Source organism: Mycobacterium kansasii ATCC 12478, from assembly GCF_000157895.3.
Taxonomy (GTDB): Bacteria; Actinomycetota; Actinomycetes; order Mycobacteriales; family Mycobacteriaceae; genus Mycobacterium; species Mycobacterium kansasii.
Window position 1 is genome coordinate 1,180,456 of sequence record NC_022663.1, and the last position, 19,044, is coordinate 1,199,499.

16 protein-coding genes and 1 pseudogene are annotated in these 19,044 nt (G+C 65.9%); 11 read left to right on the top strand and 6 right to left on the bottom strand.

The window, feature by feature from the left end; genetic code table 11:
- The first annotated feature begins 1 nt into the window (after position 1).
- From MKAN_RS05025 to MKAN_RS30295, 5 genes are read left to right on the top strand one after another with little or no spacing between them, the layout of a single operon-like run.
- Positions 2-874, top strand: coding sequence for a DUF58 domain-containing protein (locus MKAN_RS05025; RefSeq protein WP_023365813.1), 873 nt, complete (start codon positions 2-4; stop codon positions 872-874).
- Positions 864-1,337, top strand: coding sequence for a hypothetical protein (locus tag MKAN_RS05030; RefSeq protein ID WP_023365815.1), 474 nt, complete (start codon positions 864-866; stop codon positions 1,335-1,337). The genes MKAN_RS05025 and MKAN_RS05030 overlap by 11 nt, the downstream gene beginning before the upstream one ends.
- Positions 1,328-2,422 (top strand): hypothetical protein, encoded by a 1,095-nt coding sequence (locus MKAN_RS05035; RefSeq protein ID WP_023365817.1) that lies wholly within the window; start codon positions 1,328-1,330, stop codon positions 2,420-2,422. The genes MKAN_RS05030 and MKAN_RS05035 overlap by 10 nt, the downstream gene beginning before the upstream one ends.
- Entirely contained in the window at positions 2,419-3,489 is a 1,071-nt protein-coding gene (locus MKAN_RS05040) for a vWA domain-containing protein (protein WP_023365819.1), read from the top strand. Before MKAN_RS05035 ends, MKAN_RS05040 begins: the two co-directional genes overlap by 4 nt.
- A complete protein-coding gene (locus tag MKAN_RS30295; RefSeq protein WP_023365821.1) occupies positions 3,476-4,447 on the top strand; it encodes a hypothetical protein in 972 nt (323 codons plus the stop codon). Before MKAN_RS05040 ends, MKAN_RS30295 begins: the two co-directional genes overlap by 14 nt.
- A 103-nt stretch (positions 4,448-4,550) precedes the next feature.
- Here the strand turns inward: MKAN_RS30295 and MKAN_RS05050 are convergent, their stop codons facing one another.
- Both MKAN_RS05050 and MKAN_RS05055 read right to left on the bottom strand, forming a co-directional pair.
- On the bottom strand, positions 4,551-5,954 hold the full coding sequence (locus MKAN_RS05050) for a mechanosensitive ion channel family protein (protein ID WP_023365823.1): 1,404 nt from the start codon (positions 5,952-5,954) through the stop codon (positions 4,551-4,553).
- A complete protein-coding gene (locus tag MKAN_RS05055; protein ID WP_036392964.1) occupies positions 5,951-8,155 on the bottom strand; it encodes an adenylate/guanylate cyclase domain-containing protein in 2,205 nt (734 codons plus the stop codon). The genes MKAN_RS05050 and MKAN_RS05055 overlap by 4 nt, the downstream gene beginning before the upstream one ends.
- A 136-nt stretch (positions 8,156-8,291) precedes the next feature.
- On the opposite strand from MKAN_RS05055, the gene MKAN_RS05060 reads away from it, so the two are divergent.
- Positions 8,292-9,155, top strand: a complete 864-nt coding sequence (locus tag MKAN_RS05060; RefSeq protein ID WP_178131771.1) for a ribokinase — start codon at positions 8,292-8,294, stop codon at positions 9,153-9,155.
- Here the strand turns inward: MKAN_RS05060 and MKAN_RS05065 are convergent.
- Positions 9,148-9,963 (bottom strand): GntR family transcriptional regulator, encoded by an 816-nt coding sequence (locus tag MKAN_RS05065; RefSeq protein ID WP_023365831.1) that lies wholly within the window; start codon positions 9,961-9,963, stop codon positions 9,148-9,150. The genes MKAN_RS05060 and MKAN_RS05065 overlap by 8 nt on opposite strands.
- Before the next feature lie 84 nt (positions 9,964-10,047).
- Here MKAN_RS05065 and MKAN_RS05070 point away from each other — a divergent pair, with 84 nt between their 5' ends.
- Genes MKAN_RS05070 through MKAN_RS05080 form a run of 3 tightly spaced genes read left to right on the top strand, consistent with a single transcriptional unit; the run spans position 10,048 to position 12,682 of the window.
- Positions 10,048-10,935, top strand: coding sequence for an isocitrate lyase/PEP mutase family protein (locus MKAN_RS05070; protein ID WP_023365833.1), 888 nt, complete (start codon positions 10,048-10,050; stop codon positions 10,933-10,935).
- On the top strand, positions 10,926-12,173 hold the full coding sequence (locus MKAN_RS05075; RefSeq protein ID WP_023365835.1) for a 3-isopropylmalate dehydratase large subunit: 1,248 nt from the start codon (positions 10,926-10,928) through the stop codon (positions 12,171-12,173). The genes MKAN_RS05070 and MKAN_RS05075 overlap by 10 nt, the downstream gene beginning before the upstream one ends.
- A complete protein-coding gene (locus MKAN_RS05080) occupies positions 12,170-12,682 on the top strand; it encodes a LeuD/DmdB family oxidoreductase small subunit (protein ID WP_023365837.1) in 513 nt (170 codons plus the stop codon). Before MKAN_RS05075 ends, MKAN_RS05080 begins: the two co-directional genes overlap by 4 nt.
- 4 nt (positions 12,683-12,686) lie before the next feature.
- Here MKAN_RS05080 and MKAN_RS05085 read toward each other — a convergent pair whose 3' ends face one another.
- Both MKAN_RS05085 and MKAN_RS05090 read right to left on the bottom strand, forming a co-directional pair.
- Positions 12,687-14,048 (bottom strand): HNH endonuclease signature motif containing protein, encoded by a 1,362-nt coding sequence (locus MKAN_RS05085; protein ID WP_023365839.1) that lies wholly within the window; start codon positions 14,046-14,048, stop codon positions 12,687-12,689.
- Positions 14,049-14,485: 437 nt separating this feature from the next.
- Positions 14,486-16,528 carry an NAD(+) synthase gene (locus MKAN_RS05090; RefSeq protein WP_023365841.1) on the bottom strand — a complete coding sequence of 681 codons (2,043 nt, stop codon included), beginning with the start codon at positions 16,526-16,528 and terminating at the stop codon, positions 14,486-14,488.
- Between the two features lie 72 nt (positions 16,529-16,600).
- Between MKAN_RS05090 and MKAN_RS05095 the strand changes: the two genes are divergently transcribed.
- Positions 16,601-17,467, top strand: a complete 867-nt coding sequence (locus tag MKAN_RS05095; protein ID WP_023365843.1) for an NAD-dependent protein deacetylase — start codon at positions 16,601-16,603, stop codon at positions 17,465-17,467.
- Here MKAN_RS05095 and MKAN_RS05100 read toward each other — a convergent pair.
- Positions 17,439-18,695, bottom strand: coding sequence for a cytochrome P450 (locus MKAN_RS05100; protein WP_036392960.1), 1,257 nt, complete (start codon positions 18,693-18,695; stop codon positions 17,439-17,441). The two genes, MKAN_RS05095 and MKAN_RS05100, sit on opposite strands and share 29 nt — an antisense overlap.
- Here MKAN_RS05100 and MKAN_RS05105 point away from each other — a divergent pair.
- Positions 18,681-19,044: pseudogene (locus MKAN_RS05105) on the top strand (TetR/AcrR family transcriptional regulator); the annotation flags it as partial. The gene MKAN_RS05100 and the pseudogene MKAN_RS05105 sit on opposite strands and share 15 nt — an antisense overlap.

A 19,044-nucleotide genomic window follows, 5' to 3' on the forward strand; every position in this document is an offset into this window, starting at 1 on the left:
CATGGGCAAGCACCTCAATCGGGCCAAATTGTATTTCGGTACCGACACTCGTGGTCTTCTCGACGGAGGTCGCTACGCGTTGCTGCATACACGCAGCCTGGAATTCGACGACCTGCGCCCCTATGTGGCCGGCGACGACATCCGCGACATCGACTGGAAAGCCTCCGCGCGCTCCGGGTCGGTACTGATCAAACGCTATGTCTCCGAAAAGCACCACAAGATCTTGCTGATCGCCGACACCGGCCGGAACATGACCGCGCTGGCACCGAGCGGCGAGGTCAAACGCGACGTCGCGCTGCACGTGATCGGCGCGATCGGGTTGATCACGCTGGGCCGCTCCGACGAGCTGGGCATGGTGTACGGGGACTCCCGCGGCAGCGCCAACATTCGGGCGCGCCGCGGCGAAACCCACATCGAGAGCCTGCTGCAGCGCTTCTACACCCACACCTGCAGCCAGCCCGCCACCAGTGACATCGTTACCCAATTGACCTACGTAGCAACGGGTTACCGTCGCCGCATGCTGATCATCGTGATCTCTGATGAACCCGACGCCGATCGCCGGCTCGCCGTCGCGCTGCAACAGCTGTCCGGACGTCACGACCTGATGTGGGCGATGGTCTCCGACATGCCCGCCGTGGGATCCGCCGAGGGCGAACGTGACGGCTACGACGTGGCTACTGGGGGTTATGTCCTCAACGGCGCCACCCTGGGGCCCCGCATCATCGACGCCTATCGTCGCCGCGAAGCCGCGCGTATCGCCGAACTGGACGAGTTCCTGACAACCCAGGGCGTGCAATCCACCCGCATCGGCGGCAGCGCCGAAATACGTGCCAAGATCGTCGCACTGACCGAGGCGTTCCAGCATGCCGGGTGACCTGCTGCGCTACCTCGGCGGGCCCACCGGATACTCCGGCTGGTGGTGGCTTGTGGCCGGTGTCTGCGCCGGCGCCGTCATCGGCTACTACGCCGGGGTGTACGTGTGGACCCTGCCCGCCGCGCGGCTGCGCCGTATCCCGGTCATCCGCGGCGTGCATTCCTATCTGTTGCGGCGGCGCTTCGCCCGAACGGTCACCACTATCGGCGACCAGTATGGGGCAGGTCAGCTGTCAGAGGGTCAGGCCGCCGCAGCAATCAGCCGCGCGCTACGCGGCTTCCTGTTCCTGTCGACCGGCGCACGGGTGCAATACATGCACATCAACGACATCGCCACGCATGCCCAACTGGCCTCGACTACAACGATATTCGCGGCCCTAAACGACGCCCGGTTCGCCACCGAACGCATAGACATGCACGGCGTGATTCATGCGGCGACGGAGGTGATCTGCACGTGGACCTGAGATGGTGGGTCGTTTTCATCGTCGGCGCCTGCACACTGGCCGCCGTGGTCGTCGCGGCACTGCTGGCGCCGATGGCCAAGATCACCAAGGTGCTGCGGCCGCTGGCACACGTCGACCGGCTCACCGGGATGCCCGAATACGTTCGCGTGGCACGTATCCAATTCTGGTCAATGCTGATCACGTTCGTACTGCTGCTCACGGTGTTCGCCACAGCACTGCTGACTACCTCACGACCGGTCGGATTCTCCTCGGCCAGCCGTAATTTCGAGGCGGTGCACCCAGAAGACATCATGGTGTGCGTGGGCGAGCCCATCACCGACCCCACCACCGCCGGACTCCTGGCTTACTTCGCCCGGCAGGTCAAAACATTCGACACCCAACGCATCGGTATGACCTCGCCCACTCTGCGTGTCGTGCCGTTGACCCGCGATTACGACTACGCTCACTCCCAGTTCAGCCGCTACGCCGGCATGGCGGGCCTTCAGCACCAACTGGAGACCACCAAAGAGCTGTCCGGGCCCCGAGCCGAGGAACTACGCGCGGGTATCAACAGTTTCTCGCGAGAAGTCAGTTATGCCGATTATGCGCGCAGTGTGCAAGACGTCTTGGCCTTGTGCATGACCGGGTTTCCGTCTTTCGAGGACAAGAGCATCCGCCGGCGTTCGCTGATCTACTTGGGGTACAGCAGCTTCCGCGCGGCAGCGGAAGACCGTCCGGCGTTGTTTTCTGATCAGCAAGTCAAGGACATGGCCACCGCCGCGGGTGTGCAGATCAACGTCATCGCCCGCGCCGACGTGGTCAAGTCACCCGAGCAGTCCAATCAGGCGCTGGCTGCGATTGCCAACGCCACCGGCGGCCGCTACAGCGTCTACAACCCGGCCGGCACGGCCGGTGCCGATCCGGCCGGTACCGACCTCACCCTGGCCGCGTTGCTGGACAAGATCCGCGCCAATCCCCCCAATGTCGTGTTGCCAAGCGGCACAATCATCACCAATCGATCGTGGGATTACCCCAACGTGCCGCTACTTTGCTCGCTGGCAGTAGCGGGACTGTTGTTCATCTCGTTGGCGGTGCTGCGGCGATGACATTTCAGCCGATCGTGTCCGCCGGCGTGCTGGTCGTCGTCGCCGTCGCGCTCATCACCATCCGCATGGCCGCCCTCTACCGGGTGCTGGTTCGGACCGGCACCGGCCGCTACCTGCGAGTGGTGCTGCGCTGGGGTGCGCTCACCGCAGCCGGGCTGCTGCTGGTCCTCGCCGCGGCCCGCCCCGGCCTTCCGCAGGGCGACCCGCACGGGCGCGCTGACACCAGGCCCGCCGGTGGCTCCTCGGCCAATGCCAATGTGTTCTTTGTCGTCGACCGGTCAGTGGACGGACGCGTCGAGGACTACTCGGACGCCAAATCACGAATGTCGGGCATCCGCAGTGACATCTTGGCGCTGATCGACCAATATCCGCGCGCCCGCTTCGAGGTCATCAGCTTTGCGGCCAAAGCCAGCCTGGACTGGCCGCTGTCCGACGACGTCTGGAGCCTCAAACCGTTCGTCAAAGGGCTGTCGACTTACACGGAGGTCCCGCAGGACGCGATGTTTCAGGTCAACGTGGCAGCCGCTGACGACCTGCTGCGGATCAAGCTGGCCGAAGCCGGCCAGCAATACCACGACTCGAAAAACCTCGTGTTCTATTTCGGCGAGGGCGCCGGCGGCTCACGAGCTGCCCAGGGCGACTTTGATATACCGCACGCAACGATCGCTGGTGGCGCCGTGCTGGGCTATGGAACCGCTACCGGCGGCCCCATCCCGCAGGCCTACGTCAACGGCGACCGCGTCTACATGTGGGACAAGCAAACCGACCGGGCCGCGCACTCGGGCCTCAACGAAGGCGGTCTCAAGGCGGTCGCAGCTCAGCTAGGCATGCCGTATTTTCACCGAGACAGCGGCCCAATCACCCCCGTCGTGCCCGCCGTCGACTTGACCGGCTCTCGATCAACCGACTCGCCAGTGATCGCGTCGGCCACAGTGGAGCGCACCGAATTGTATTGGGTGTTCACCGGTCTGGCCGCCGTACTGGCGCTGGGGGAAATCTCGTTGACACTGCGGGAATTCCGCCGCAACCGCATACCACAACGAGCGAGGCCCAATGCTGCAACGTGACCCCCGAACCGGCGCGCGTCGCGCCTGGCAACGCGCGGCGTGGTGGTGGCAGTCCGGGCCGTCCCGGTTGCGGCTGCGCCGACGCCTGGTCGCCTACTCCTCGCCGATCGCGCTGGTGGCGCTGCTGGCAGTCGGAAAGATCATCTCGACCATGCTGACCGGCGATGCGGCCGTATCGGACTTTGCTCGTCACGACATCGACGCGCTTCGCGCCGATGTCGCCACGCTGAGCACACTGAATGTCATCGAGCCCGGCCAAGCGGCGTATGTCGCCGGTGATCTCGCCGTCCTGGAAGGCCGACTTGACGACGCCGAAAGACACTTCACCGATGTCTTGGACCGCAGCAGCAACGCCGGCTCCTGCCCGGCACGCGTCAACTTGGAGCTGGTTCGCGAGACCCAAGGTGACCTGGCGGCTCGCAGTGCCGACATTTCCCGCGCCGAGCAACGCTACAACAGTGCGCTGCAACTCATTTCCGGCGCGCCGCCGCACTGCTTCCAAGACAACACCGACCCCAACCCCGACCGCCGTCGCATCCGTAACGACGCCGCGGCACGGCTGACCGACAAGATCAAAGCGCTGCACCTCCCGCCGAGTCCCCCGCCGCCGCCACCGCAAACCGCCAACCCCCAACCACCGCCAACCTCACTGACATCCACGTCACTGCCGGCGCCGCCGCCGCCCGGTGCCACGTCGACGCCGACACCGCCACCGCCGCCACCCGGACCCGGCGGCAACGGCCCGGTTCTTGGTCCCGGGGGCGACGGTTCAAACGGCGGTCCCGACGTCATCAATGACGTCAGCCCGGACCGCATCCCGGTGTCCGGCAACGGGTCTGCCCCATCGCACCGCCTCGGCACCGGAGCCGGCAGCAATCCGCTCGATCAGCTTCAAAACGCCCTCAGCGATGCCGACGCCACCGGCGCCAGCAGCGAGGACACCGCCGCTCACAGCTGAACGCCGGGAAAATAGCACCTACCCGTGGTCATACACGCTTCGGGCAGCAGTTTCATTCCTACGTCCTAGGCGGCGCCCAACGGCGCCCTAAATGGGCGACAGCTCAACCGACCCGCTCACGCCCGGTCACCCGCTGCGCCTTGCTTTGCCGTTCGTCGATGAGCCGGCCCAACTCCTGCAGCAACATCGGCTTGTTCATGACGACGTGCTCGAGGTGTTCGCGGTCGATCTCGAGTGCGGTCATCTCCTCCAGCGCCACCGCGCCGGCGGGGTTGGGTTGGCGGGTCAGCGCGGTCAACCCCAAGAACGCGCCCTGGTTGAGGGTGCCGATCGGGACAACCGAACCGTCCTCGGCCGTCGCGGTCAGGCGAACGCTGCCGGCGATGATGAAGGCCATTCCCTTGGGAACGACGCCGGCGTGCTGCACGATCTCGTCGGCGCCGTAGCGCACCACCCTCGCGTAGGGCACCAATGACTGCTGCTCGGTCAGGCTAAGCCGCAACTCCGGGCCGACCACCGTGCGCAACGCGTCCCACACGCGTTCGGTCGTCGAGAATTCGTCGTCGGACTCGTCAAGGTGAAGCTCTTCCCGTCGGGCCGCGTACCAGACCCACGGCAAGAACGTCGCCTGTGCGGCACCGTCGTCGGCGGGTGATCTCAGCCGGACCGTGGTGCGGTACTCGCCGCCGCCCAGTGCGACGGTTTCCGGAATGGTTCCGGGCTTGAGTTGCGGTAGCCCGCCGGCTATCCGGGTCAGCATCGCACACACCTGGTTCGGTGCGTCGGCGGCGGCAAATTTCGTGGTGATCGTGCACTTGTGCGAGCCACCCGGGCGGGACAAGTTCGTGAACGACGTGGTTGCCAGCATCGAGTTCGGAGTGATCCGCAAGCCGGTTCCGGTCTCGATGTGCACCGCGCGCCAGTTCACCTCCACAACTCGCCCCCGCGCGGTGGGCGTGTCCAGCCAATCGTCGATCCGGAACGGCTGCTCGAACAGCATGAACAACCCCGACACGATCTGGCCCACGGAGTTCTGCAGCATCAGGCCGATGACAACCGAGGTCACCCCCAAAGCGGTGAATATGCCCCCGACCCGGACCCCCCAGACGTAGGACAGGATCATCGCCAGGCCGACGCCGATCAGTGCGAACCGGGCCACGTCGAGGAAGATGGTGGGCAGTCGCTTGCGCCAGCTGTCTTCCGGCGCTGACTGAAATACCGTGGCGTTGAGCGCCGACAACAGCAATACCAGCACCAGGAAGCCGAACAGTGTGGTGAGGATTCGCACCGTGCCGTCTCCGGCCGGGATCTGGGACGCCTTCACCAGGAGCAGCAGCAGGGCACCCAGCGGCAGCAGATAGTTACGCAGCAGGCCGACTTGCCGGGCCAGGTGGCTCTTGCGGCGGACGAGAGAGTTGTGCAACTCGGTGAGGATGATCAGCCCGACCGGTAATCCGATGGCGATGGCCACAGCCCAGTAAAACCACGGCGTACTCAGGACATTCATGATCGCTCCGACAATCGGTAGATCGGCTGGTCTACTCCGCCGACGGAGATGGTGCCCGCCGGGGTGAACTGCCGCACATCCCGCATCGCCTCGTACACCGGCGAGGTGACGTAGATTCCGGGTTGCGGTGAGCCACTGTGCGTTTGGTAAGCCAGGCTCACCGCGGCGCCCCACATGTCATAGACGACGCTGGATCGGCCGACCAGCCCGCTAATGACGTTGCCGGTGTTGATACCGGCCCGCAGGCGGAGTTCGTGACCTGTTTGTCGGTTGAACCGGTCGATGATGCGCCGCATTTCCAGCGCGAAGTCGATGGTCCGCGCGACATTGTCCAGCCGCGGCGTGGTCACCCCACAACTGGCCAGGTAACCGTTGTGCAATGTGCGAATCCGTTCGACCCCAAGGGATTCCGCCGCCGAGTCGAACTGCCGGAACAAGTCGTCGACGATTCCGACCAGCTCGTTGCCCGAGAGGTCCCTGGAAATATCGTCCAGCCCCAGGATGTCGGCAAAGATCACCGCGACGTCTTGGTGCTCCTGGGCAATGGTCTTCTCCCCCTCGCGGTAACGCTGCACCACCGGCTCGGGCATCATCGACAGCAGCAGCCGGTCGTTTTCCCGGCGCTGTTCGTTGAGCAGACCCTCCTTGATTTCCAGGTTTCGGCTCATCTCGTTGAAAGCCGCTGTGAGATCACCGATTTCGTCACGCGTGGTTACCGGAATGGTGACGTCGTAGTCGCCGGCGCTGATCTTCTGGGTGCCGGCCTCCAGCCGACGGACCGGCCGCACCATCGCCTGGGCGATCAGCATCGAAGCGACACAGATGCCGAGAATGATGGCCACGGTGACCAACACCAGGGCCCTGCTGAACGCGGCCACCGCGGCGAATGCCTCGGAGTTGTCGCGTGTTGCCAGAATCGACCAGTGCAGGTCGGAGTTGGGCACATCCAGCGGCGCGTAGGCCTCCAACTCTTTGTTGTCGGTGTAGTCGGTGGCGGTGATGGTTCCGGTCTGACCGCGCTGAGCGGCGCGCAAACCCGCGCTTGCAACGGGCTGTAGCAGCGTCGTGCCACCGAGTTGGATCGCGCGGTTAACCACGTCGAGCGGGGTGCCCGCGGCCACCGATTGTCGCCGGTACTCGTCGGGGTCTTCCACGAAGAGCCGCGAATCAGAACGCATGAGACTGTCCGGGCCCGCGAGATAGGTCTCCGTGCCCCGGCCCATGCCCGCGGACTGCCACTGCTGGTTGGCGGTCATGATCCGGTTGATCTTGGCGATCGGCAGCGGCAGGGCGATCACACCTTGGGTTCTCCCGTCGGCCTGAACCGGTGCCACCAGCCACGCCGTCGGTACGTCCAGTTGCGGCTGATACGGCTTGAAGTCGGTGATCCAGGTGAAGTCAACGGCGTTGGCGCCCAGCGCTTTAAGGTAGGCGTCGCGCAGGTTGGATTCCCGGTACGGCCCGGTCAGGATGTTGGTGCCCAGGTCGGGATCCTTGCTCAGGCTGTAGACGATATTGCCCCGGGTGTCCAGCAACACCGCATCGTCGTAATCGAACCGGGTGACGATTTCGCGGAAGTAGCCGTTGAATCGCGCGTTGGCGGCCGACCATGCGCTGCCGTCACCGGCGTCGTCGAATCGCATCGAGTCCTGATCCGACGTGAACGGCGCGGTGTAGTAGGCCTGCAGATACTTCTGGGCGGGCGACGTCGGCAGCAACGCGGTGATATCGAGCTTTTCGCCCGTCGTTCGTTCCACCGGTTTGATGAGCTGGTTGTTGTAGTAGTTGACGATCGCCTGCTGCTGGGCCGGGTTGATGGTCGCGTCGGCCAATTGGTCGAAACCCGCGGTGAACTGCGCGACGGCCTGCACCACCGTCAAGCCGCGCGCATAGATGACCAGCGAATTGGTCAGGTCGGAAAACAGCGTCTCGATTGCCCGCTTCTGCGATTCGCGCAACTCGGTCAACCGTTCGTATGCTGCTTCCCGAAGTGAGGCACGGCCGGTTTGGTAACCGACGATAACGACCGCGGCCACTGAAACGATGCTCGACAGCAGCAGCAGCACCATGAGCTTGGACTGGATGCTCACCCGGAACCGCGGGCGGCGGCGGCTCTCCTTTCTCAGGCGCTTGGGGATGATGCTCGTGCGGACCGGGGCGGGTGCCTCCGGCACGGAATCTGTTGCCTCGCCCGATGTCACCGGCTTCCTCTCCACTTCCTCTTTGCTTCCGCTCTACAAGCACCGAATCACCTCGCAGACTAGCGCCGACACGCTCGGCTAAACGATGTTTGCCGACAATGTGATGACCGGGCCGAGCGTTGTTAACGTCGGCACAATGACGGCGCGGCGAGTCTGTGTGGTGGGCAGCCTGAACATGGATCTGACGTTCGCCGTCACCACGCTGCCGCGCCCGGGCGAGACGGTGCTGGCATCGGCACTGAACTGTGCGCCCGGTGGCAAGGGCGGTAATCAGGCGGTAGCCGCCGCACGCGCGGGCGCGCACGTCCAGTTCGTCGGCGCCGTGGGCGACGACGCGGCTGCCGACCAGCTGCGGGCCCACCTGCTGGCCAACGGTGTCGGCATTGACGGAATGGTCCGGGTGCCCGGCCCGAGCGGGACGGCGATCATTGTGGTCGATACCGGCGCCGAGAACACCATCGTGGTGGCTCCCGGCGCGAATGGGCAGCTGAAGCTGCCGCCCGCGGCGGTCGGCGACTGCGACGTGTTGCTGACCCAGTTGGAGATTCCGCCGGAGACGGCGGTGGCCGCGGCCCGGCAGGCCCGGTCGGCCGGGGCAATCGTCATGGTCAATGTCTCCCCGGCCGGCCGACTGCACGGCGCCGGGCCCGAATTGTCGGCGGTGGCCGACGTCGTGATCGCCAACGAGTCCGAAGCCCAGCAATGGCGTTGGTCGCCGGCCCACCTCGTGGTCACCTGCGGCGCGCGCGGTGCCCGCTACGTCGGTGTCGACGGCGAACTGGACGTGGCCGCCCCCGCAGTGACCGCGGTGGACACCACCGGAGCCGGTGACGTATTCGCCGGGGTCCTGGCTGCCCATTGGCCACCGGACGGTGCTTCGCCGGCCCAGCGACTGCGCGCGTTGCAGCGAGCCTGCGCGGCAGGGGCACTGGCGACCACGGTGGCGGGCGCCGGAGATTGTGCGCCGCCCGCCGATGCGATCGAGGCGGCACTCACCTAGGTTCGCGGCGCACGTCGTGGGCGATCGCCAGACCGTCGGCCGCCTCGAGTTCATCGGAGGACTGCGTCAGCAGCAGCCGGCTGCGGGTCGGCGACAACAGCACCGACTGGTAGTGGTGCGGCACGCCCGCCGCGAAGATGAGCCGGTTGATCCGCAGCAGCGCCGCCCCGATCGCGGTCTTGAGGAGCTGCGCGTAGCGCGGGCCCGCGATCTCGGCGGTGATCTCGTGCTGCACCCGGTCCACGACCGCCCCGGTTCGTTTCACCAGTTCGTACAGCGGCGCCTTGCGCAGCGCGGATTCGGTGAGCGTGCCGGCCAGTTCGGCCGGCAACCAGACGTCGCTGACGATCAGCGGCTCGCCGGTGCGGCGTTGCCGCCGCAACCGCACCACGTGCAGCAGCTCGCCGGTCGTCTGCAGCGCTCGGGCCACCGCCCGCGGCGGTCGCCGCACGCCGAGTTCGATGATCTCGGCTTCGGTTTCGAACTGGGTCTGCCTCAGCCCCTCCAGATACGAGCGGCCGGGCGCTGACCGGTCCGCAGGAAACTCTTCGCGCACAAAGGAACCCACACCGTGCCTGCGCTGGATATAGCCCTGCTCGGCCAGGTCTGCCAGGGCGCGCCGCACGGTGATCCGAGAAACACCGAATTGGTCACACAACGCCTGTTCGGTGGGTAGCGCATCCCCGGGGGCGAGCACGCCGCGTTCGATCTCGTCGTGCAGCACCAGGAAGAGCTGCCGGTGCAGCGGCACGCCGGCGCCGGCCGACACGGGTGCGGTCTTGCCGCCGACTTGGTGCACGGTTCTCATGCTTCCACACCGTTGCGGTTGCACCACGAAGGAACAGGTTGTTATATGTATATAACAACCTGTTTCCGGAGAGGACTGCCATCCATGCCAACGACACCGGCCCGCCGCCGACTGCGAGCCCTGCTCGACACTCGTGAACTCATCGTTGCCCCAGGGGTTTTCGACGGGATTTCCGCGCACCTGACCAAACGCACCGGTCACGTCGCGGCGTATCTGACCGGCTCCGGGGTGGCGGCATCCGGATACGGCCTGCCCGACATCGGCCTGGTCACCGCGTCGGAAATGGCCGAGCGGGCGCGGATGATCGTCGGCGTACTGGGCGACATCCCGCTGATCGCCGACGCCGACACCGGCTACGGCGCGCCCAAGAACGTGGTGCGCACCGTCCGGTCCTACGACAACGCCGGTGTGGCCGCAATCCAGTTGGAAGATCAGGTATTTCCCAAGCGATGCGGCCATCTGCCGGACAAACGGGTCGTGGACGCCGCGGTGTTCGAACAGACCCTGGCAGCCGCGCTCGACGCCCGGACCGACGACGGCCTGCTGGTCGTGGCGCGCACCGACGCGCGGGCCCCGCTCGGCCTGGACGTGGCCATCGAACGCGCCAACCGGTTTGCCGCCGCTGGCGCCGACATCGTCTTCATCGAAGCTCCGCAGAGCATCGGTGAAATCGAGCGCATCGCACGTGAAGTCGAGGCCCCGCTGTTGATCAATCTGGTCGTCGGCGGCCTGACTCCGCGGGTGCCGGTGACGCGGTTGCAGGAATTGGGTTACGCGGTGGCGATTCATCCGGGTCAGCTGGCTCGGCGCGCGACGGCGGCCATGCTGGCGGCGCTGTGTGAGCTCAACGGGACCGATCCCAGCACCCACCGGGCAGGTACGCCCACCGAATTCTTCAACCTGGTCGGTTTGGCGGAGTGGTCGGACATTGAAGCCAGGTACGCGCCGACGGAGGCCTGCGCATGGGCATGACCATCCTCGAGAAGATCTTCGCCCGCAAGACCGGCCAATACACCGTATCGCCCGGTGACACCGTCGTCGTCGATGTCGACATGACCGTGCTGATCGACCTCCAATTCGCGCGAGAATGGATACAGCCCCACCGGATTCACGACCCTGAGAAACTGGCGGTGGTGATGGACCACGCCGTGCCGGCACCGACGGTCCGAGATGCGGTCGGCGGTCAGCATGCCCGGAAATTCGTCGCCGACTTCGGCATCCGGCGCTTCTACGACGTCGGCAGGCATGGCATCAGCCATCAGGTCATCGCCGAGAACGGACTGGCCCGGCCGGGAGAAGTACTGGCGTGCAGTGACTCCCATACCTGCGCCGCCGGAGCGTACAACACCGCGGCCCGCGGCCTGGGGACCGACGAGGTGTACTCGATCATGTGCACCGGCCAGACCTGGTACCAGATCGCGCCGACCATCCGATACGAGTTGCGTGGCGTCAAACCGGACACCGTCAGCGGCAAGGACATCTTCCTGCACATCGCCAGCCGTTATGGTGATGCCGCCAACCGGAATCTGGAATACGGCGGTAGCGGCCTACCCACTATCCCGCTGCACGATCGGCGCACCATCGCGACCCAGGGGGCCGAATTATCCGCTGATTTCAGCATTTTCGAAGCCGACGACATGGTGACCGGAAACCTGGACGCGCGGGGTATCGATGGATACCGCGTTGCGGCGCCGGATCACGACGCCGGGTACCACGACATCCGGACCGTCGACCTGGCCACGCTCGAGCCGTATGTCGCTCTTCCGGGCACCGTCAGCCGCAATGGGCTGCCCGTTTCGCAACTCGGCAGACAGGCGGTCGACCAGGCATTCATCGGGTCGTGCGCCAACGGTCAACTCGAAGACCTCGAAATCGCCGCTCGGGTGCTGCGCGGCCGCAGCATCGCGCCGGGGGTGCGGCTGCTGGTCACGCCCGCATCCCAAGCGGTGTACCGGGAGGCCATGCGGCGCGGCTACTTACAGGACCTCGCCGACTCCGGCGCCGTGGTCACCAACGCCACCTGCGGCGCCTGCTTCGGCTACCACATGGGACTGGTCGGGCCCGGCGAAGTGTGTATCACCTCGAGTACCCGCAACTACACCGGGCGGATGGGCAGCACGGCGGCACGGATCTTCATGGCCTCACCGGCGACCGTCGCTGCGTCAGCGGTCACCGGTTACATCACCGACCCGAGGAGTCTGGTTGCATGACACTCACTTTCAGCGGCAGAGTCTGGCTGTTCGGCGACGACCTCAACACCGACGCCATGTACCCAGCTTTTGCCATGAAGATGGATCGGCCCGAGGCGGCTCGGCATGTCTTCCACCAGCTCCGTCCCGGGTGGGCAGACGGGGTGTCTCCGGGCGATATCCTGGTGGCCGGCAAGAACTTCGGCGTCGGATCATCGCGACCGGTCGCGGCGCTGTTCGTCGAGCTTGGCATCGCCGGGCTGGTCGCCGAGGAGTTCAACTCCCTGTTCTTCCGCAATGCGGTCAATGCCGGACTGCCCGCGATGACAGTGCCCCACGCCACCACCATCTTTGCCGAAGGCGATCAGGCAACGTTCGATCTCGCCGAGGGCAGCTGGCGCAACGACACCACCGGCGCCTGCGGAACGGTGACCACCCTGCCGGCGTTGATCCTCGACATCATCGACAGCGGCGGTGTCCTACCACGGTTGGCCGCACAGGGTTATCTGCCGCATTGCCGTAAGGTCTAACGCGTCAAACCGGCTCGTCGTCGCCGTCGCGTGGGAATCTTTCGGGGTGGTGATACGGGTTGGTCCGGGGCTGTCCGCGATCTAGCTGGGCCGGGGGTAGCCATTCGGTGTCGCCTTGGGCGTTTTTGCGGGTGGTCCAGCCTTTTTCGACGAGTCGGTTGTCGACTCCGCAGGCCAGGGTCAGCTCGTCGATGTCGGTGCGGCCGGTGGCCTTCCAGCCTTGGACGTGGTGGACTTGGCTGTGGTAGGCGGGGGCATCGCATCCCGGCTTCGTGCAGCCACGGTCCCTGGCGTAGAGCATGATTCGCTGCGCGGGGGAAGCCAGCCGTTTGGTGTGATTCAGCGCCAGGGCCTTGCCGCGATCGAAAATGGCCAAATAGTGGTGAGCGTGGCTGGCCAGGCGGATCACATCGCTCATCGGCAACAGCGTGCCCCCGCCGGTCAGGCCCTTGCCGGCGGCGGATTCCAGGTCCTGCAGCGTGGTGGTCACCACGATCGACACCGGTAACCCGTTGTGTTGGCCCAACTCCCCCGACGCCAACAGCCCCCGCAGTCCGGCAAGGACGCCGTCGTGGTTGCGTTGCGCCTGACTGCGCGTGTCACGGCGCACCGCATCCTCATCGGGCGTCTCATCCACGACGGGGGTTTGGTCATCGGGGTTGCACGCCCCGGGGGCGGCCAGCTTGGCCAACACGGCCTCCACGGCGGCGCGCAACTCCGGGGTCAGCATGCCGCTGATGCGCGACATCCCGTCGAATTCCTGCCTGCCCAGCATGATCCCGCGCTTGCGGGCCCGCTCCTGGTCGCGACATTCCCCGTCGGGGTTGAGCCAATCCATGATCCGTTGGGCGTATTTGGCTAACTCGTCGGGGCGATACCCGCAGGCTTTGCGGGCCAGGTCGGCTTCGGCGGCCTCCCGGGTAGCCAGGTCCACCTCGGCGGGCAGGTGGGCGAAGAAGCTGCGGATCACCCGCACATGCCCGTCGCCGACGAGCCCGTCGCGCTGGGCGACCGCGGTCGCGGTCAACTGCGGCGCCAATGGCGCACCGGTGAGCGCCCACCGTTGCCCGAGATCAGCTGCCTCGTCGATGCGCCGGCTCGCTTCGGCCTTGGTGATACGCAACCGATCAGCCAGCGCCGAGCGCAGTTTGGCGCCCAGTTCTTCCTCGCCGGCCTGCGCGCCGAGCTGATTGATCAGCGTGTGCTGCGGTGTCCGCAGCCGGCGCGCCAAGCTTTCCAGGCGCTCCAGGGCGCGCATTCGCTCGGGGGTGGTGAGCACGTCAAAAGACAACTCGCACAAACGATCCAGATCCGCGTCGAGCGTGTTGAAGACCCCGACGATGTCTTCACGACTGCTCGAACCCATGCCTGAAATTCTACGAACAGCCACCGACAACAATCGCCGTCATGTGACCACTGAAACCACAGTGACACAAGGGATTACGGAGATCCGCAGATGGAGAAAGTCCCGTATGGGAGCACGACAAGACACAGGTCGTAGTTGTACCCGACCCGGTTGACCCTGGATTCGGTTGCGGCGTGGCCTCCTCGATCGTGTCTGGAGACAGGCCGGCCAGGAAATTCCGGTGTCAGCGCGATGCAGTCTGCGCCGAAACGCCCAGCTTGTCTATTACGTCGATCTGACGCTTGCCGCGGGCGAACATATCGGCTGCAGCCGTCCGCCGGTCCTTGAGGCATGGAAAGTCACGCCGTGCAGGCACTCTGGAGCCGTCCCGCCGGCTACCAGAATTTCCTGCCACAGACCTCACGCAACGACTCGCTCTATTACCGGATGAGTCGTGTTCAGTCTTGTGGCACTTCCTGCTCGATCTGGTCGAGCCACGTCCGGGCCGACATGTCCGACGGGGCGCGCCAATCCCCGCGTGGGGACAACGCTCCCCCGTGCGACACTTTGGGGCCGTTGGGCAATGCCGAGCGTTTGAACTGGCTGAAAGAGTAAAACCGCTCGACGAAAACCTGCAGCCAATGCCGGATCTCGGACAGGGAGTAGGACGGGCGCTTGTCGTGCGGGAAGCCGGGCGGCCACGTGCCGAGTTCGGAGTCATGCCATGCATGCCAGGCCAGAAACGCGATCTTCGACGGCCGGAACCCGAAGCGCAACACGTGGAACAGCGAGAAGTCCTGCAGCGCAAAGGGTCCGACCTTCGCCTCGCTGCTCTGCAGCTCCTCCTCTTCGCCGCTGGGAACCAGCTCCGGGGTGATCTCGGTGTCGAGCACCGACTGCAGCACCTCGCCCACGTGCTCGTCGAATTCGCCCGAGGTGATAACCCAGCGGATCAGGTGCTGGATCAGCGTCTTGGGTACCCCGGCATTGACGTTGTAGTGCGACATCTGGTCGCCGACACCGTATGTCGACCAGCCCAGCCCCAGCTCGGACAGATCACCGGTGCCGAGGACGATTCCGCCGCGCTGGTTGGCGATGCGGAACAGGTAATCGGTGCGCAGGCCGGCCTGCACATTCTCGAAGGTGACGTCGTAGACCTTTTCGCCGCGCGCGAACGGATGACCCATCTCGCTGAGCATCAGCGCGGCGGTGTCGCGTATATCGATTTCCTCGAACGTGGCCCCCAGCGCTCGCGCCAGCTTGACTGCGTTGGTCTTGGTGCGCTCGCCGGTGGCGAAGCCGGGCAGGGTGAACGCCAGAATGTCGCTGCGCGGGCGTTCCTCGCGGTCCATCGCGCGGGCCGCGACGATCAGCGCGTGCGTGGAGTCCAGGCCGCCCGAGACGCCGATGACCACCTTCGGGTAGTGCAGCGCCCGCAGCCGCTGCTCGAGGCCGGACACCTGGATGTTGTAGGCCTCGTAGCAATCCTGTTGCAGCCGTCGCGGATCGGCCGGCACGAACGGGAACCGCTCGACGGTCCGCCGCAACCCGATGTCACCGGTGGGCGGATCGACCCGGAACTCGATGCGCCGGAACGACTCCGCTGCTGCCCGGTGATGACGCCGGTTGTCGTCGAAGGTGCCCATCCGCAGCCGCTCCGAGCGAAGCAACTCGGTGTCCACGTCGGCGACCGAACGGCGCTCGCCCTTCGGGAAGCGCTCGGATTGCGCCAGCAGCACCCCGTTCTCCCAGATCATGGTCTGGCCGTCCCACGCCAGGTCCGTCGTCGACTCCCCCTCACCCGCGGCGGCATAGACGTAGGCCGCCAGGCACCGCGACGACGCCGACCGGGCCAGCAGGCAGCGGTCCTCGGCGCGCCCGATCGTGATCGGGCTGCCGGACAGGTTGGCCAACACGGTCGCACCGGCCAGGGACGCCTCGGCACTGGGCGGGACCGGGACGAACATGTCTTCGCAGATCTCCACGTGCAGGACGAACCCGGGCAGGTCCGACGCGGTGAAGAGCAGATCCGGCCCGAACGGCACGTCCGATCCGCAGATCCGCACGCTGCCGCGCTCGTCGTCGCCGGCCGCGACCTGGCGCTGCTCGTAGAACTCCCGGTAGGTGGGCAGGTAGGACTTCGGAACCACACCCAGCACGCTGCCGCGATGGACGACGACCGCGGTGTTGTAGATGCGGTGCCGATACCGCAGCGGCGCACCGACCACCAGGACGGGCAGCAGGTCGGCGGACTGCGCCACCACGTCCAGCAGTGCATCCTCGACGGCGTCGAGCAGGGCATCCTGCATCAGGATGTCCTCGATCGAATAGCCGGACAACGTCAGCTCGGGAAACACCGCCAGGGCGACGCCGTCGTCGTGACACTGGCGCGCCAGGCCCAACACCGAGGCGGCATTGGCCGCGGGATCGCCGATGGTGGTGTGGTGCGTACACGCGGCGACGCGCACGAACCCGTGCCGGTATGCGGAATAGAAGCTCATTGCCCTCCATTGTCGCGGTATCGCCATCTGGATCGGGTGACGGGGTGTCCGCGGACACCTACGCTCGGTTGGGTGGAATCTCCCGAACTCGTCGCGCTGCTGGCCGGCCGCCGGGTCGCGGTGCTCACGGGCGCGGGGATTTCCACCGACTCGGGCATACCCGATTACCGGGGACCCGACTCACCGCCGAGCAATCCCATGACCATCGGCCAGTTCACCTCAAATCCGGCGTTTCGCCGGCGATACTGGGCCCGCAATCACGTCGGCTGGCGGCATATGGACGACACCGCGCCCAACCCCGGGCACCGGGCACTGGCCGCGTTGGAGCGGGCCGGGGTGGTGACGGGCGTGATCACCCAGAACGTCGATCTGCTGCATACCAAGGCCGGCAGCCGCAACGTGGTCAATCTGCACGGCACCTATGCGCAGGTGGTCTGCCTGAGTTGCCGTTACACGATCAGCCGGGCCGCGCTGGCCGAACAGCTGGAGGCACTCAACCCCGGATTCATCGAGCACACCGCGGCGGTCGGCGCATTAGCGGTGGCGCCCGACGCGGACGCCAACATCGCCTCGGTAGCCCACACCGAATCCTTCCGCTATCTCGATTGCCCGTGCTGCGCCGGCATACTCAAACCCGACATCGTCTACTTCGGTGAAAACGTGCCTAAAGACCTTGTGGCTGAGGCATATTCGCTGGTTGATCAGGCCGAAGCGCTGCTGGTCGCCGGCTCGTCGCTGGCGGTGTACTCCGGCTACCGATTCGTGCGCCGCGCCGCCGCCCTGGCGATCCCCATCGCGATCGTCAACCGGGGACCCACCCGCGGCGACGGCTTGGCCGCGGTGAAGATCGACAGCGGATGCTCGGAGACGTTGACGATGCTGGCCGCCGAACTGGCGAGCCAGCCGCTCATCAGAAGGTGCAGGGCATGGTGCGGATAGCGTGCACGAAGTTGCCCGGCACGTAGGCCGGATCGCCGGCCTGGATGCCGGGCAATTGCCGCAACAGCTCACCGAAAATGGCGCGCAGCTGCGCCCTGGCCACATGAGCACCCAGGCAAAAGTGCACACCGCCACCTCCGAAGCCCACGTGCGGGTTGGGACTGCGGCTCAGCTCGAAGCGCTCTGGATGCTCGAACGCGTCCTCGTCCCGATTGCCGGACGCATAGAACATCACCACCTTCTCGCCGGCCCGGATGGTCTGGCCGGCCAGCTCGAAATCCGTTGCTGCCGTGCGTCGAAATGTCATCACCGGGGTGGCCCACCGGATGAACTCCTCGACCGCGGTGCCGATCCGATTGTCGAAATCCACTACCAGCCAAGCCTTTTCGGCGGGAAAATCGGTGAGCGCGCGCAGCGTGTGGCTGGTGGCTTGGCGAGTGGTGTCATTGCCGGCCACCGCAAGCAACACGAAGAACGCCGCCACATCGGCATCGGAGAGCCGGTCGCCGTCCACTTCTGCGTTCACCAGGCCGCTGAACAGGTCATCGCCGGGGTGGTCGCGCCGTTCGGCAGCCAGCTCGGCGGCAAGCTGATGCAGATAGGCCTGATTCTCGAACAGGACTTGCAGCGGGTTGCGCCCGTCGAGGTAGACCGAGTCGGCCCAGGAGACCAATGCGTCGGCGGCGTGCGCCACGCGCTGGCGTTCCGATGCGGGAATCCCGACCATGTCCGACAAGGTGCGCATGGGCAGTTCTTTGGCGCAGTGCTCGACGAAATCGACGCCGCTGCCCGCCGCCCGCAGCTCTTCGACAATGACCTTGGCGTTCGTCTTGATGGAGTCCTCGATGCGGCGCACCTGCCGCGGGGTGAACGCCGCACTGACCAGCTTGCGCAGCTTGGTGTGTCGCGGCGGGTCCATCGCCAAGAATGACTGCGAACCTTCCAGCAATTCCACGGGCACGTTTTCGAAGATCACGCCCTTGCCGGACAGGAACACCTCATTGGCGCGACTGACCGTGACGATGTCGGAACGCCGGGTGACCGCCCAGAAGCCGGGGTCGTCCGGATCCTGGAGCAGGGCGTCCTCGACCGGTCGATGCCAGCTCACCGGGCGCTCGGCCCGCAGCACCGCGAACGAGCGTTCCCGCTCGGCCGCGGTCGACGCCCAGAATGCGCGCGATGACAGATCGATCGCGTCGTAGCCACGGGTACCGGCATCCACGACCATGACCATATGGTGATGTCGGCCATCATCGCCAGCTATCGGCATCACCAACCACTGTTTGTCGCTCAGCGAGATGGCCGGTTACGACCCGATGGCGGCACAAACCTATCGCGTTCTGCTGACCGCCATCTCCGAGCGTCTGGCCCGCGTCATCGAGGACGGCCAGGCCGGCGGCTCCAAACGTGCCGAACTGCCCGCGGCCATCACCGCCGATGCGCTGACCTGGATGGTCGAGCGGGTCTGTCAGCAGAGCCTGCCGGCGAAACCACCCGAGTTCGACGCCGAGCTGGCCACCACGCTAACCGAAATAGTTTGGGGCGCACTGTATCTCAAAGCCGCCTCGGCTACGTAA